The sequence below is a fragment of the Algoriphagus sp. oki45 genome (assembly GCF_036245605.1).
Lineage (GTDB): Bacteria > Bacteroidota > Bacteroidia > Cytophagales > Cyclobacteriaceae > Algoriphagus.
On record NZ_BTPC01000001.1, the window covers coordinates 1,343,280 to 1,359,526 of the forward strand.

At 42.9% G+C, this 16,247-nt stretch carries 14 protein-coding genes; 3 read left to right on the forward strand and 11 right to left on the reverse strand.

The window, feature by feature from the left end; translation table 11 throughout:
* The first annotated feature begins 100 nt into the window (after window positions 1–100).
* From AAA942_RS05870 to AAA942_RS05880, 3 genes are read left to right on the forward strand one after another with little or no spacing between them, the layout of a single operon-like run.
* Window positions 101–2,824, forward strand: coding sequence for a DUF1553 domain-containing protein (locus AAA942_RS05870; RefSeq protein ID WP_338219306.1), 2,724 nt, complete (start codon window positions 101–103; stop codon window positions 2,822–2,824).
* A 4-nt stretch (window positions 2,825–2,828) separates the two neighbouring features.
* Window positions 2,829–4,334 carry a DUF1501 domain-containing protein gene (locus AAA942_RS05875; RefSeq protein ID WP_338219307.1) on the forward strand — a complete coding sequence of 502 codons (1,506 nt, stop codon included), beginning with the start codon at window positions 2,829–2,831 and terminating at the stop codon, window positions 4,332–4,334.
* 1 nt (window position 4,335) lies between these two features.
* Window positions 4,336–5,724: a c-type cytochrome domain-containing protein gene (locus AAA942_RS05880; RefSeq protein WP_338219308.1), complete on the forward strand. Its 1,389-nt coding sequence runs from the start codon at window positions 4,336–4,338 to the stop codon at window positions 5,722–5,724.
* 62 nt (window positions 5,725–5,786) lie between these two features.
* On the opposite strand, the gene AAA942_RS05885 is transcribed toward AAA942_RS05880, so the two are convergent.
* The 11 genes from AAA942_RS05885 to AAA942_RS05935 all read right to left on the reverse strand — a co-directional run bounded on the left by AAA942_RS05885 (window position 5,787) and on the right by AAA942_RS05935 (window position 16,157).
* Entirely contained in the window at window positions 5,787–6,455 is a 669-nt protein-coding gene (locus AAA942_RS05885; RefSeq protein WP_338219310.1) for a helix-turn-helix domain-containing protein, read from the reverse strand.
* A 279-nt stretch (window positions 6,456–6,734) separates the two neighbouring features.
* The gene (locus tag AAA942_RS05890; protein WP_338219311.1) at window positions 6,735–7,379 is read right to left on the reverse strand and encodes a carboxypeptidase-like regulatory domain-containing protein; all 645 of its coding nucleotides are present in this window, start codon (window positions 7,377–7,379) and stop codon (window positions 6,735–6,737) included.
* Window positions 7,372–8,640, reverse strand: coding sequence for a CsgG/HfaB family protein (locus tag AAA942_RS05895; RefSeq protein WP_338219312.1), 1,269 nt, complete (start codon window positions 8,638–8,640; stop codon window positions 7,372–7,374). Before AAA942_RS05895 ends, AAA942_RS05890 begins: the two co-directional genes overlap by 8 nt.
* A gap of 150 nt (window positions 8,641–8,790) precedes the next feature.
* A complete protein-coding gene (locus AAA942_RS05900; RefSeq protein WP_338219313.1) occupies window positions 8,791–9,219 on the reverse strand; it encodes a curli production assembly/transport component CsgF in 429 nt (142 codons plus the stop codon).
* 9 nt (window positions 9,220–9,228) lie between these two features.
* Window positions 9,229–9,621, reverse strand: a complete 393-nt coding sequence (locus tag AAA942_RS05905) for a CsgE family curli-type amyloid fiber assembly protein (RefSeq protein ID WP_338219314.1) — start codon at window positions 9,619–9,621, stop codon at window positions 9,229–9,231.
* A gap of 198 nt (window positions 9,622–9,819) precedes the next feature.
* Window positions 9,820–10,377: a hypothetical protein gene (locus AAA942_RS05910; protein WP_338219315.1), complete on the reverse strand. Its 558-nt coding sequence runs from the start codon at window positions 10,375–10,377 to the stop codon at window positions 9,820–9,822.
* A 116-nt stretch (window positions 10,378–10,493) separates the two neighbouring features.
* Window positions 10,494–11,501, reverse strand: a complete 1,008-nt coding sequence (locus AAA942_RS05915; protein ID WP_338219316.1) for a hypothetical protein — start codon at window positions 11,499–11,501, stop codon at window positions 10,494–10,496.
* A gap of 50 nt (window positions 11,502–11,551) precedes the next feature.
* Window positions 11,552–12,400, reverse strand: coding sequence for a hypothetical protein (locus tag AAA942_RS05920; RefSeq protein ID WP_338219317.1), 849 nt, complete (start codon window positions 12,398–12,400; stop codon window positions 11,552–11,554).
* Between the two features lie 457 nt (window positions 12,401–12,857).
* Entirely contained in the window at window positions 12,858–13,211 is a 354-nt protein-coding gene (locus AAA942_RS05925) for a Spx/MgsR family RNA polymerase-binding regulatory protein (RefSeq protein ID WP_338219318.1), read from the reverse strand.
* A gap of 12 nt (window positions 13,212–13,223) precedes the next feature.
* Window positions 13,224–14,516 carry a glutamate-1-semialdehyde 2,1-aminomutase gene (gene hemL, locus AAA942_RS05930; RefSeq protein WP_338219319.1) on the reverse strand — a complete coding sequence of 431 codons (1,293 nt, stop codon included), beginning with the start codon at window positions 14,514–14,516 and terminating at the stop codon, window positions 13,224–13,226.
* 3 nt (window positions 14,517–14,519) lie between these two features.
* Window positions 14,520–16,157, reverse strand: a complete 1,638-nt coding sequence (locus AAA942_RS05935) for an ABC transporter substrate-binding protein (RefSeq protein ID WP_338219320.1) — start codon at window positions 16,155–16,157, stop codon at window positions 14,520–14,522.
* Window positions 16,158–16,247 lie beyond the last annotated feature (90 nt).

Consider the following 16,247-nt stretch of genomic DNA (forward strand, 5'->3'; position numbering starts at 1 on the left):
ATTTAAAAGCCTGAATTATTCAGGCTTTTCTTTTGCCTATTCGTTTCAAAATTCTTTCGCTTCCTTCAGGATTTGTTTATTTTTCTTTTTTAATAAAGAAATGAAACGAGAAAAATGGGCATTTATCCTCACTTTGGTAATAGGCTTTGCCTTGGTATATTTTTTCTGGACAGGAGACGAAAAGGTTGATTTTAGCACCGAGATCAAACCCATTCTCAACAAACACTGTATTTCCTGTCATGGAGGAGTCCAGAAAAATGGTGGTTTCAGTGTCCTCTTTGAGGAAGAGGCCTTTGCACCCACTGAATCTGGGCATCCGGCCATAATTCCCGGCGATGCCAATGGTAGCGAGCTGATCAAGCGTTTGACCCATTCCGACCCGGAGCTCCGAATGCCTTACCAGCGTACCCAACTCAGCAAAAAAGAAATTGAATTACTGAAAGAATGGATCGATCAAGGGGCCAAATGGGGAAAACATTGGGCCTATGAGCCGGTCAAAGAACCCAAGCTTCCAGCAAATCCTATTGCAGCCAGTTTGGCTGGAAATGAAAACAACTCGCTTGCTCCCATAGACTTTTTTGTCCAGAAAAAACTGTCAAATCTGGGGTTTAGTCCATCCCCATCCGAAAATCCCATGAGACTCCTTCGCCGAGTGGCCTTGGACATTACGGGCTTACCCCCTTCGGAATCTTTGGTCCGGGACTTTTCCTCCGGCAAAATCAGCTACGAGCAAGCAGTGGACCAGTTGCTGTCCTTAGAAGCCTATGGAGAAAAATGGGCGACTTGGTGGCTGGACCTCGCCCGCTATGCAGACACCAAAGGCTACGAACGGGACGTCTCCCGCACCTTTTGGCCCTATCGGGATTGGGTGATTCGAGCCTTCAATGATGACAAACCTTTCGATGAATTTACTGTCGAGCAGCTGGCAGGCGACCTCTTGCCCAATCCTACCCAAGATCAACTGACCGCGACGGCATTTCATCGAAACACCATGAACAATGACGAAGGCGGAACGGAGGACGAGGAATTCAGGGTTGCCGCTGTCTTGGATCGGGTGAGTACGACCTTTGAAGTCTGGCAAAGCACCACCATGGCTTGCGTGCAGTGCCATAGCCATCCCTATGATCCGATCAAGCATGAGGAGTTTTTTGAGTCCATGGCCTTCTTTAACAATACCCGAGACGAAGACACCCACGACGAGGAACCCCGATTGCGGTTTTATGAAGCGGAGGATCTGGCGAAAGTGGATCAGATTGTAGCTTGGGTGGGTGAAAATGAAGGAAAAACTGCTGCCAAGCAGCGGGCCGACTTTTTGAAATTCTACGAACCCAAATACGCCGCTCACTTAGCCACAGACTTCCAAAAATCTGAGCTGATCGACACCAAGTGGCTTGGCCTATGGCCGGGAGGCTCTGCCGTCTATAAAAACATCGACACCCAAGGTTCTAACCAACTCCTGCTCGATTACTGGTCTGGAGTGGATGGCACCAAAATGACCATCAGAAAAGACGGCCCCGAAGGAGAAATTCTCGCCAGCGTTGTAATTAACAAAACCAAAGGAGAGGTCGTGAAGGAAATCCCCTTCAAGCCTGTGCAAGAGGAAGTAAACCTCTACATCGAAGCTCAAAATCCAAACGCAAAACCTCAGCAAAATACTTCCTCTATAGTGTGGTTTGCTTTTGTCCCTAGCTTAAAAGGAAAAGAAAAACCGGGATTCTCAGCTGTAAAAAAATCCTGGGAAGAGCTGCTTCATTTCCGTGGAACGCGCCTTCCCATCTTGATCGAAAATCCGGACTATATGGCCCGACCGACATTTGTCTTTGAGCGAGGCAACTGGATGGTACCTGGAGAAAAAGTAAGTCCAAAAGCTCCGAGAGAGTTGGGCACCTGGAAAAGCGAATGGCCGTCCAACCGCTTGGGTTTTGCTTATTGGCTCACCGCTCCGGATAATCCCCTGACATCCCGTGCGCTTGTCAACCGTGTTTGGGATCAGCTATTCGGCAGAGGGTTGGTCTCGACCCTAGAGGACATGGGCACCCAATCTGATCCGCCTTCCCATCCCGAGCTACTGGATTACTTGGCTTGGAAAACAGTAAATGACTACGACTGGTGCATCAAATCACTTATTCGGGAGATTGTCACTTCATCTACCTATCAGCAATCCTCGGTAATCAGCTCAGAGGCTTTCCAAAAAGATCCCAAAAACCAATGGTATGCCCGAGGGCCTCGATACCGGCTTTCTGCCGAGCAAATCCGCGATCAGGCCCTTGCCACAAGCGGACTATTGAGTCGAAAAATGTATGGAAAGCCCGTGATGCCTACCCAGCCGGAGGGCATTTGGCAGACGGTCTACAATGGGGAGTCTTGGAAAGAAAGTGAGGGCGAAGACAAGTACCGCAGAAGTGTGTACACCTTCCTGAAGCGCACCAGCCCCTACCCTTCCTTTATCACCTTTGATGCGGGAAGCCGTGAAGTCTGTCTGAGTAAGCGACTGGTCACCAATACACCACTACAGGCTTTGGTTACTTTGAATGATCCCGTATTTCTTGATGCTGCCAAAGCACTGAGTCAAAAAGTCTGGGAGGAATCGGGGAAAAACCCCGAAATGGCCATCCAAACCATTTACCGAAACCTAATGCTTTTGCCGATCTCAGAAAGCAAAAAAGCGACCATGCTCCAACTCTTCCGATCAGCCAAATCAAGCTTTGATCAAGATCCAAAAGCTCTAGGTGAATTTTTCTCGGAAGCAGATTCCGGTTTGGCAGCCTTGGCCGTAGCCACCAATGCAATGATGAATTTAGACGAATTTTTAACTAAGCCCTGATCCGATGAACGTGGAAAAGCTACTGAACGAATTGGTCAACCAAAAACTGCAGACGCAGACAAGAAGGCATTTTCTCCTCGACTGCGTGAGCAAAATGGGCGGGCTTGCTTTGGCACCATTGCTTTTTGGCTGTGACTTGGAAAAAAATGGAACCCTGAAAACAGGCCTTCAGCTCAGCGATCGGGATTTGAATCCCTTGTCTCCCCTTCCTCCGCCATTTTTGGGCAAGGCCAAATCCATCATTTACCTCCACATGGCGGGGGCGCCTTCGCAGTTGGAGTTGTTTGACTTCAAACCCGAACTGGCCAAATACCACGATCAGGACTGTCCGGAGAGCTTGTTGGAAGGACGCAAGTTTGCCTTTATTCGCGGTGTGCCAAAGATGCTAGGCCCGCAAGCCAAATTTTCCCAACACGGGGAAAGCGGAGCTTGGATTTCGGATTACTTACCTCATTTCTCCAAAGTTGCCGATGAAGTGGCTTTTCTAAAGGCGATGCACACCGACCAGTTTAATCACGGACCGGCACAGCTATTTATGCAGACGGGTTCACCGAGATTAGGAAGACCGAGTTTGGGTAGTTGGGTGACTTATGGATTGGGTACAGAAAACCAGAATCTTCCGGGATTTGTCGTCTTGACTTCCGGTGGAAAAACGCCTGACGCAGGAAAAAGCGTTTGGGGTTCAGGATTTTTGCCCTCTGTCTACCAAGGAGTACAGTGCCGCTCCAAAGGCGATCCGGTGCTTTACCTCGAGGATCCAAGCGGCATGTCCCGTGATCTCAAAAAGCAGGTCATCTCCGTGATAAATCAGTCCAATCAGGAAGATTTTGAAAACTTCGGAGACCCAGAGATTCTTGCACGCATCAATCAATACGAGATGGCCTATCGGATGCAGATCGAAGTGCCCGAGGTAATGAACATCAACGACGAACCTGAGCATATCCATCAGCTCTACGGCACTCAGCCTGGTGAGGAATCCTTCGCCAACAATTGCCTTTTGGCAAGAAAACTGGTGGAAAAGGGTGTCCGCGTAGTCCAACTCTACGATTGGGGTTGGGATACTCACGGCACCGATCACGACGGTTCCGTCGACATGGGTTTGCGTAACAAGTGCCGCACTATCGACAGGCCGATGACCGCCTTGCTGCTGGACTTGAAGCAGCGGGGACTTTTGGAAGAAACCTTGGTTGTCTGGGGAGGGGAATTTGGGCGCACACCGATGCAGGAAAACCGGGAAGGCAAGAAAATGGGTTTCCTAGGACGGGATCACCATGTGGATGCTTTTACGATGTGGATGGCTGGAGGCGGGGTCAAAAAAGGCGCGAGCTACGGCATTACAGATGACTTCGGCTTTGCAGGGGTAGACGAGCGCACCTCCGTGCATGACCTGCATGCTACCATTTTACACTTGATGGGTTTTGACCACGAGAAGTTTACTTATGAGTTTCAGGGCAGGCCCTTCCGACTGACCGATGTTCATGGCGAATTAATCCGATCTGTCATTGCCTGATATGCTGAGTTTCTTTTTGCCGCTTTTAGGTCGATTTCATCCTATCTTGGTTCACTTGCCCATTGGGATTTTGGTATTTGCGGTGATTTTGATTTTTCTTTCGAAAAAGCAAGACAAAACCTTTCTGCCCGCCATTCAGCTAGCCTTTTTGCTGGGTTCGATCGGAGGAGTATTGGCCTGTATTTCAGGATTTCTCCAATACCAATTCGAAGGCTTTTCATTGGACACGGTTCAGTTTCACCTGATTTTTGGGATTCTGACTACGGCTGCGGGATTTTTCTTTTATCGAAAAAGCAAAAAAACAAACGACCCCAGCACGCTGAAATGGAGCTCTACAGCACTGATTGGAGCTCTCTTATTTACTGGCCACTTGGGAGGAACGATCACCCATGGGGAAGGCTATTTCACCGAAGTGATGCCCGAAGATCTCCAATCCCTTTTTGGAGGAGTGGCTTCCTCAGCAGCTCCATTGACCTTGCCTGAGCATGGTTGGGAGGAATTGGCCTACTATGAGGAGGTGGTACAGCCAATCTTAAATTCCAATTGCCAAAGCTGCCACAATCCCCGAAACAAGAAAGGGGGACTGGATCTAAGTAGCAAAGAAGCCCTACTGAAAGGTGGAGAGAATGGGCCCGTGATTGATTTCCACCAGTTTTTTAAAAGTAATCTTATCGCAAGGATGGAACTTCCCCGGGACCACGAAGACCACATGCCGCCTAGGGAAAAGCGACAACCCAAAAAAGAGGAACTTCAGCTGCTTCGCCTTTGGCTGGAAAATGAGGCTTCTTTTGACCTTAAACTAGGAGCTGCAAAACCGGAAATGAAAATATTGGAACCCTTTTTCCAACGGGAAGAAATCGCTTTTTACCCTACTATAAACCTTCCTTCCGTGGCTGAAGACAGCTTGTCTAAACTTCGAAAAAAAGGGTTCTACGTGGAGCCAATTGCCCAGGGCAGTCCTCTACTCAAAGTGAGTTGCATAAATTTTCCGGATTTTAAAGATTCGGATTGGCACAATCTGGAAATGATTGCCCAATGGATTGCCTATTTGGACTTAAGTGGAACCCAACTCAGTGATTCTATACTGGAAGAGATAGCTGATGCTCCCTACTTGACTGTATTGAAACTAAATCGTACCCCTATTCAAGGAATATATTTAGAACAGCTTTCGAAATTACCCCATTTAAAACTGATCTATCTGAATGAAACCAATGTAACTTTAAGCAACACTTTATCTTTAGCGAGCAGTAAATCCATTCAGAAGGTTTTTGCTTACAATACCTCTATAGCAAATGAAATAGAGGCCGATTCGAAATCCCGATTGCCTTTTGCTTTAGAAGTATATCAATTTGACCTTCCTATGATGGCAACCGACACCATTGTTTATTAACAATTATTGGTGTTAAAACTATAAATTTCAGGGAATACAGTACTGGACTGATTGGAAAGCACCTACCGATTCACCTTGGAGATCGCCTCCAATATGTTCGATGAATTAGTTTTTTTGAGAATATTTGATCGATGTCTTTCAATAGTTCTCGCCGAAAGAGAAAGTCTGTCAGCGATTTCTTTCATCGGTAAACCTTTTTCGGAAAGCAACAAGACTTCCTTTTCTCTTGAAGTAAATTGACCGAAAGATTTAGAAGGATATATTTTATAATCCAAGTTATATTCACTTATCTTTTGCCCAACAATTTCCACCAAAAAAGCATGTGTAGGGGAGTTTTTCCCACGAAAAAGCAACAGATCTAAACTTTTAACTGGTGAGATAGGAACTTCTTTCAAAAGAACAGTATGTGTAAGTTGTTTGAAAAATCTTGACAATTCTATTTCTGCGCTTTTTATGGAAGAAAAGTCAATCATTTCTGAGAATGGTGAATTCAGCTTGCCATTTGAAATTGCTAAATGTTCAAGAAAAACATCATTCGCTAAAGAGATGTAATTTTTCTTAATCAAGGCCATAGGCCGATAAGAAAGCTTTATCCAACGCTGAAAATCCTCACTTTCAAACCAATCAAAAGTTTTTTTTCTTTCAATCAGATTTCGGATTTTGGCCTCGATGGATTCAAAATTATAAGGATAAAAAAACAAGTTGTCAAATCCCATTTCAAGATAAACCATCAACTGATCCTTTCTGATTTCCCGAGGGACCAAAAGAAAGAAACAAACTCCTCTGTCACTCATTTTTGACTTCAGGGCAAAAAAAAGATCAAGGATAGGATTCTTCTCAGATATGAACTTAAACAGGACCAAATCCACTGATCCTGAATCGATTTTTTCAAAAGACTCGACCAAATCAGAGGTAACGGTAACGTCAGCTCCTAACTGATTTAAAAATGGAGGAATCTTATCCTCCGCATCAAAAGCAGAACATATGAATAAGCACCTCAGCATATCAGATTATGATCCATTACCTGTTCTAAATGTCCAAGTGGGACTATTGGCTACATTTCTGCCTTCAAATTTGGCCAACACATACCAGTAATATGTGGTGTTAGGCTTCAAATTGGAAGCAATTACCTCAGTTGTGGTAAGATTTTGCCCGATTATTTCCTGATCCGTACTATTGGATTCAAATAAAAAGACCGTGTAGGTAAGTAGCCGATCAGCCTGACTTTGGTCTGTTCTCCAGGCTAAGGTCAAAGCTAGACTTTGGTTGACAGCACCGTTGCCGGGGACTGGATCAAAAAGCACCACACTTCCGACATCGTCTTCATCCTTGCTAAGGAAAAAAGTCAGGTTTGTGTTTTCGTTTTCGAAAACAGCGATACTAACCGTGCCGGTAAGAAAATCCTCCTTTCTGGCAGTAATAATCACGTCTCCTTCTTGAACTTTTTCCAGTTGAAAACTTCCATTCTCATCAGTAAGAACAGCTGTACTGGGTGGTGTAGTGGTAATTTGTACCCCGGAGAGTGCTGAATAATCATTTCCGTCCACTACTATACCAGATATTGAACCAAATTTCTCAACATCAAATTTTTCTTCCTCGCAAGAAGACACAGCTAGTGCCAAAAAAAAGATTACAACTAAATTAAATCTATTCATTGCTTGATTGATTGCCTAAATAAAATTTTAAACCTATCCCAAATCCCCAAATCAAATCATTAAATGCCCCTGCATTAACTTCATCAAATGAGTCATAAAACATTTGATTGAGAAAACCGTCCACAACTAGGGCAGTTTTATTGGATACCATAAATTCGACTCCTCCATTGTATCTGACGTAGGGTAGCCAACTTCTACCTGATAGGCCAACACCTTCTCTTTGCAGGTCAAAATAGGAGCCTCCTGAAACCCCCAAATACGGGGAAATTTTCCCATCCGGATTTCCAATGTAAGTCAGCCCGACATCTGCAAAGGCATCAGAAGACCTGAAAATATCCGTGACTTCTATTTGCTGAAAGCCAAGACCACCTTTCAGAAATAATGATTTGGTAAATCCAAAACCAAATTCTCCTCGGAATCCTGGTGTAAATGGGCTTGAGGAATAGTCTCCCTCATAGGTTTGGAGAGTTCCCAGTCCACCAATGAAAAACTTGGATCTTAGGTTGGAATCATACATTCTTCCGATGTAATCGGTCTGAATATTTTCCTTTTTTTCTTCATTATAATCTGCGATGACCTTCTGAGTAACTTCCGTAGTATCCTTGAAATTCCAAAGTTGGTCTTCAACCCCTTCGATTATCATGCTGTAAACTGCTTTCTCAACTGCCTCAGTTATGGCCATTTCTGTAGGCTCACTATAAGTATATCCAGTCTCAGCCTCCAAAAGACGCTTAAACTTCACATACCTGAAAAATCCGGCAGATACTTCCTGAGAGAGTATAGACTTGGTAGTATAAATGGTCTTTAGGATTTTACCATTGTTAGTAGACACCGCACGGAGATAAATACTAACCCTGTCTTCACGGTACCTTGCAGAAGCATCCGCACCAAAATACCTCACCCCTGCACCTCCCGTATAAATGTTTGTCTCATAGGAAATAATTCCTCCTTCCAGTAATACCCCTGCGAACAATAAGGGAGGCAAAAGAATATCAGTTGTCCCTTCATACTGCTCTCTACTTGATCTGATAATCTTTCGTTCATTAAGCAGGTTGCTGATGTTTTCCCGCTCTATGGGGATAAACCATCCGGACTCCTCTAGAGCGCGGATCAAAATATTGGTAGCTCCCTGTGTCACAGCTGTGGACCAGCTAGCACCTACATTTGACTCCTTGTATTGACCAGTTTGATCCCTGAACTTATACACAGCAACATAAATGGGATCTTGTGGAGGCGGAAGCTCCAACAATTCGCTTTTCATTGGCGTCTCAGGACCTAGCTGAGCATTTCTTTGCTGAAATGGCTGGTAATAATAGGGAGAGCATGCTCCCACCAATAAAAAGATAGTTACTACTAATATAAATTGGAATATCCTGGTAGATAATAATATTTTCCTAGTCATCTTTCCAGATTAAAAGAATGGGACTTCAATGGTAGAGGTGGCTCCCGTGACATTATCTACTATAGTCACAACCAGTCCAGAACCCGAATTCCGAATATCAATTTGGTAATCTCCCAAATTATAGGTTCCTGATTCTAAAGACTCCTCTCCAAATTGCCTCTCCAAAATCTCCCGGGAGAGTCTGCTGAGAATCTGACGATTTAGGCTTTCTGAAAAATCATTTAATGGATCTCTCCCTAGGCCAAATTGATCTCTTGAGGCAGTTCTTGGATCCTCGAAAGTGTCTTGGGCTTGTGCAGAGCTCAGCATCCATTGGTAATTGAATGTATTACCACCAAAAGCTGGATTCCTTGGAGTGTATACAAAACGCTGGGCGAGAACTTCGGCAGTTCCGACCAATAGAAAGCACATTAGTGATAGAAGAATAACTTTTTTCATAACTCAATATTAAAATATTCCAGAACCTCTTCGCTCTTCACCATCCAATTCACGGACTAGTTGCTCATACTGCACCAAATATTGCTGGGTAATTCCAATAGACTGAAGAGCTAACTCCTCAATGTAATCTACCCTTGGCTGGAGAAAAGCCTGGAAAACCAAGATTTCATTGATTGAAATTTCGATTGTCGTTTGATTTAGTCTAAAGGGCCTTTCGACTATAAATATAGAATAATTTTTAGCATCAGGAGGAGCTACCCAATCTCTAAAGAAAAGATCATAAAAATCTCTCCCTCCTTTTGTTTTGGTATCATCGATCAGTAGACCATCAATTTCAAGAACTACATCGGAGGATTTCTTGACCGAATTTTGGTTTTTGACTTCTTCAACCAAGCTTTTCAAAAATTCAGGGGTATTGGACTTGGTGACTTGAGTAGTGTCTGACTTCTGACTTTCAGAAGTAGATTGAACTTGACCTCGAACTAATGTGGAGGTGAAAATAAAAAAACAGGTAATTAGTAATCGGAAACCAACTTTTGACACTTCCATACATCTCTAAACTGGAGTCAATAAAAAAAAATCTATCCAATTAACCAATAACTATCTTCTCATCGGAAAGTTGAAAGCCGAAGTTGAAATATTCAAACTCATTCCTGCCCCGTTTGCTCCAGGATTCTGGGTAACGGAAATAGGACCGCTAAATGGATCGATAATTGCCTCTAGGGTATGTTGATTACCTACTTGTCTTACTTCAGCAACTTGGAGTCCTGAGGAAACAAATCCATTTCCCAATAAGGCAATATCGATTCTATTCCCATTTCCTACTTGAACTAAGTCCGCTGATCTTCCTGATAAACCGCTGTACTCTAGGTAAGCATTTACCACGTTCCCTCTTCCTTCCTGAAGAGAGTTGATTGAAATATTCCGTCCTATAGCCCATAGGCTAGCTTCATTAAAAGAACCCAATTGCCTGAGATTCGTCTGATTTTGAGATCCTAATTGCTCTACATATCCCATATTCCGGGACCCTTCCTGTGAAATGGAAAGTGCATTTTGACCTTGTTGAAAGGCTCTGGAATCATTGTTGTTTCCTATTTGGCGCACAAGGGCTTCATTACCGGATAGTTCACCCGAAGCGGATATGATTTGGTTGCTCACTAACCTAAGATCCCTTTCACTTTCTAACTCTTGCCCCATAAGGCCAAAAGAAAGAAATGAAAAAAACAAAAAGACAAAAAACAAACAATTGGGTTTCATGGCTGTAAGATTAAAATTTAATTCTGCGAAATAGTAGCAGAGTTTCTGTTACCCATCTGTAACGTTTGGGCATTGTTCCCGGTTCCAAACTGAGAAATTCCAGAGAAGTTTCTACGACCATCTTGAAAAATAGAAGCAAAGTTATCCATTCCGTTTTGCTCCATTTCTGCAAGATTGCGATTACCAAATTGCTCTGTCTCTCCTACGTTGAAATCCCCGAATACATCCTGATAGGATTCATTTCTTCTTCCCTCTTGAGTGGTAAAATGACTATTATCATTCCCATCTTGAAGGAGAAGAGCATAATTGCCAATCCCTTCCTGAACAATACCCGGATTTGCGAGTGCGGATTGTCCTGCAAAGTTTCGATTTCCTAGCTGAATGACATCAGCTTCATTCTCCTCCCCAAGTTGAAAGGTACCTACTTTATTCCGATTGCCAGTCTGAAGAATATTAACAAAATTCTCATCTCCAAACTGAGCGGATCGAGCGGCGTTTCTGTTTCCATTTTGAACTTGAAACGCTTCATTGCTGTAGCTACCTAGGACAACAGATGCCGTAAATGATGACTGAGCCTGCGGCTGAGGACCTCCTGAATTGCCACCGGAACCACCTGCCTGCAAAATCCGAGCTCGATTTCCATTGCCATTCTGCTCTTGATAGCCGTAGTTGTTTCCAAACTCAAGCTGAATAATGGTCGCCCGGTTATTGTTACCAGTTTGGTTTTGCTCTGCCAGATTACCTACAGTAAAACTCTGAACAAATTCAGAACCGACTTGCCTTACCACCGCTCTGTTATTATCTCCCGTCTGTGTTTGGTAAGACTCATTGAACTCTCCACGCTGAACCAAAATCACGGTATTCTCATCACCAGTAGAATTAGCCTCAGATAAATTCTGAAAACCAGTCTGAGTCTGAGATGATGAATTTTGATTTCCTGTTTGGGTGGAAATAGCTGTATTCTCCTGAGCTTGGGAATGAATACCCAACAATGCAGAGAATAAAACAAGAATTAACTTTCTCATAAAAAGAATCAGCCGGCATTACCCGGCTGATTGATTTAATTTATAACTAATTAGTTTTGAACTACAGTGGACATGTTGCCATTGCCAGTCACAATTTGAAGAGAAGAGTTTCCAAAACCTGTTTGGGAAAGAGAAGTTATATTGTTATTGCCCAGGATATCAACTATACCAAGATTTGTATTTCCTAATTGACCAATAGAAGATACGTTTCCATTACCGCTTTGAAGAACTAATAGTGAGTTTTCATCTCCTTCTTGAGTGATTGCAATGGCCTCATTGTCATTACCAGTTTGAACAATCGTAGCATTGTTTGAATCTCCTCTTTGCCAAGTCTTGGCATCGTTTCGGTTTCCATCTTGCAAGATCTGAGCAAAATTATTTCTTGCTCCTAATTGATCCACTTCGGCTCTATTATCATTTCCGATTTGATCAATAAAGAGTAAATGACCGGATGAAGATTGACGACCTAAAGCCCAGTTACGATTTCCTGCCTGATCTACAAACCCCTCATTTCCTCCATTGAAGGTGGTGAGCTTAGCTTGATTTTCCTTTCCATCTTGTACAATTTCATGATAACTACCAGCAGTTCCAGCGGAAAATCCTTGTCTTTGCTCTATCAAAGCGTTATTGTCCGCACCAATCTGAAGCATAAAGGCTTCTGCATTGTTGGATTGAATACCGCCTCCTCCAAAGCCTCCTTGCTTAACTTCACCCATATTTCTATTTCCATCCTGAGTAAGGGCAGAAATGTTGTCGTTTCCAAATTGGGTTACTGTCGCATTGTTGTCATTTCCAATTTGATTAGTTGTTGAAGTGTTGTTTTGACCAGTTGGAGTTTGGCCGAAAGATACTGATGCAGCAAAAGCAAAAGCACCAAAGAATAAAATTGATTTTTTCATGGTTTTTTGAAGTTTAATTGATTAAATAAATAGTTTAAAATTGGTTTCTGATTTCTTGCTAATGAAATGGGTAAATAAAATTCCCTTATGATTATTAAAAGCTAACTGAAATATCATATACTTTATTTCGCTTTTCAATACATTAAATTTGCATTTCGAAACAAATCTAATCTTTGAAAATAGTTATCGCAATAGGTAATTTCCTCCTTATTTAAAATTTAATATTGGGTGTTTTCACCCAATAAATTATCATTTACTGTTGTATGCCTTGGAATAAAGGGATTATGGACCCTTTTGTATTGAATCGGAAACATTACCTCAAAAAAAAATCCCATAGATGACATCTATGAGATTATAATATCTGATTTCCTATCTACTAGGGATTCTAGGAAAAAAGAAAGAAAACTGGGGAAAACTCCAGTAATTTGAGATTAAAGAAATCAGAGAAATGAAGGATTTACCCCAAAAGGTTTTGGAATTTTTCCTGATCAAATCCTACAAGCAATTTCCCATCTTCAGAAAGGATCACAGGTCGCTTGATCATGCTTGAATTTTCTACCAAAATCAGTAAGGCTGTTTCTTCATTTTCCAAATCAGCTTTCTGCGCCTCATCCATCTTCCGATAAGTAGTCCCCTGCTTATTGACTAAGGTGGCTAAGTTGGTTTTTTCTAAAAAGGATTTTAGAAGATCAGTCGTGGGCTTTTGCTTTTTGTAATCGATAAACTCAAAAGACACTCCTTTTTCGTCCAGAAAATCGAGGGCCTTCTTCATCGTATTGCAGTTTTTGATACCGTATACTTTTACAGACATTTCAATCAATTTTTATCCTAAAACTTCAATCAAACTTTCTTTATGGGCAGATAGAATCTTCTCTATCAATTCATCAGTCAGAGCTGTGGAAAGGAACAGACTTTCAAATTGGCTTGGAGCCAGATAAATCCCCCTTTTCAACATGGCCTGAAAATATCTTCCAAAGAGTGCAGTGTCGGACTTTTTAGCTGACTCAAAGTCCACTACCGGGGAATCTGTAAAAAACAGAGAATACATACTTCCGATATGATTCACTGTGTAATTCAGATTAAGCTCAAGATTGATTTTCACAATACCCTCTGCTATACGCTTCCCGATTTGGTTTAAGGAGGCATAGACTTCAGGATGAGTATCCAAATGCCTTAGCATTGCTAATCCTGCCGCCATAGCAATTGGATTTCCTGACAAAGTACCAGCCTGATAAACCGGTCCTGCAGGAGATACGAATTCCATGATTTCTTTTTTTCCTCCGTAGGCACCTACTGGCATTCCTCCACCGATGATTTTTCCCAGTGTAGTCATATCAGGAGTCACCCCAAATAGCTCCTGAGCACCGCCTTTGGCAAGACGAAAACCGGTCATCACTTCGTCAAAAATCAAAACTATCCCCTCGCGGGTACAGATTTTTCTAAGCCCCTCCAAATATCCGGGCAAAGGCAAAGTAAGCCCCATATTACCCGGTACTGGCTCGAGAATCAAAGCTGCGATCTCCCCTTTATTGGCAGCTACCAAAGTTTCAATTGCTTGAAGATCATTGTAAGGGGCAAGCAAGGTATCCTTGGCTGTACCGGCCGTCACTCCCGGAGAGTCCGGATTTCCCATAGTAATCGCACCAGAACCGGCGGAGATCAAAAAGGAATCTCCGTGTCCATGGTAATGCCCTTCCATCTTGATGAATTTATCTCTTCCGGTATAGCCTCTAGCGACACGGATAGCAGACATAGTAGCTTCTGTGCCGGAATTGACCATTCGGACTTTCTCTACCGATGGCACCATATTTACTATCAACTCTGCAATCTCTACCTCTCTGGCAGTAGGGGCACCAAAAGAGGTTCCGTTTTCCATCGCTTGGATTACCGCCTCCCGAACCATGGGATGATTATGGCCCAAAATCATCGGACCCCAACTGTTGATCAGCTCGATGTAGGCATTATTATCCTCATCATAGATGAAGGCTCCATCGGCTCTTTTGATGAAAATCGGATCACCTCCCACTGCTCGGAATGCACGAACAGGGGAATTAACCCCTCCGGGAATGAAATTTTGGGCATGGGCAAAAAGCCGCTTGCTTTCAGAAATCTGCATGGTTTAGTTTAATGGAATAAGCTCCCCATTTTCCAATTTCAGGATTGGGGAGAATTGATTGGAATTGTGGTTTTGAAAATTAAATCCAAAGGTGAGTTTGCCAGGTTGAAAGCTTTGAGAATCTAGACTATTCCTCAGGCCTTGACCTTTCCCATGATTTGTGTGGATCCAATAGATCAGTTCCCTGCCTAGAATGGCATTTAGGCTGGGGAAAATCAGATTTCTTTCATAGAAACGATCCCGAAAGGTATTCATGGACTCGCTTCCAAAGGTTGGTGTATTGTTGGAGATGAAATAGAAATTCGGAAACTCGATCATCTCAAAATTGGCGAAATTGAAGGAAAGCCAAGAGTCCATTACTAAAGTAGGAACAGAAATAGTTACCGATTCGAAAAGTGCGAAAACAGGCTGTGCAATTGCCGGATCATCTCCCAACAAAATCACCTGATCTGCTCGGAGAATTGAATCACCTCTTCCCTGGATACCCAAATCATTGAAAAACCCTACCACATTTCGGAGATCCACCTCTTGGTAATTAACCAATTCATATCCTTCTCGAGAAAGTCTATCCCTAAGCAAGGAAGCAAGGGCCTGATCCCGTGAAGCAGAACTATGACCGATAGCTACTCTTTTACCCCAGTTTTCTTTTTTCATTGCTGAGATAATACCCTCTGAAAGCGATTGGACAGAGGGTCGAAACAAATAACTATACTTCAATTGCTCAAAACGTTCTCCCAGATTGGATAGGGGATGGATAAAGGGGATTTTTTCCGCTTCTGCATATTGACTTACCAAATCAGTCTCATCCGGATAGATAGGCCCGATTATTACATCCGCATTTTCTAAAGCAGGATCTTTCAGCAGATTTCCGATATACTTCAAATCCCGCTTCGAGTCAAAAGTCTGAATTTGCACTTGGACTCCCTCCGACTTCAACTGATTTACTCCGGAAAGAATCCCCTGATACAATTCAAAAATAAAGTCTGTGGATGAGATATTGGAAATCGTCGTATTTCCGGAGGTAAATGGCAAAATGACCACTAGGTCCAAGACTTCATCCTGCTTTGTACCCACATTTGGATTACTTTCTCCTATCACTTTCAAAGCCTCCCGCTCTCCTGCGGTCATGATTTCTTTTTGCTGGAGGACAAAGGCCATGGCAGCCGTATATCCAGAATTAGATTTGAATTCCTGTAGGTTGGTCACCAAAAAGGTAGGAGAAGCCTTTACCAGATAATCAAAAACAGCATTCTGAGCTTTGGACATCACTGCTTCGCTTTTGATCTGCTGCACCATTCTCAAGCCATCCAAAGTCTGCCCATTTTGGAAATAACCCAAAGCCAAAAGATATTTCATTTCATCCGACTTATTCCAATTTCTGGAATAAACCGGCCTGAGTACTTCAATTGCCTGAGCTGGCTGATTGACTTTCAGATAGGCTTCTGCACTGTGGAAAGCCGCATAATTGGCCAAGTTCCCATATTTTTCCGGATCTAAATATTCCTTGAACCCATTGATGGAAGCCCAATAATCCCCGCTGGAAAGAGCCGACTTGGCCTTTTGATAATTCTCGGGAATGCCTTGAGAAAAACCGATTTGGATCACAAAAAATAAGAGTAGAAAGGAAAGGTATTTCTGCATTGGTTCTGAACTAAAGGATGAATTTTCAGGAATTCCAAATTTAAGGCATTATTTCCAATCCCAAAGACCGGACCGAACTGCCTCTGAAAG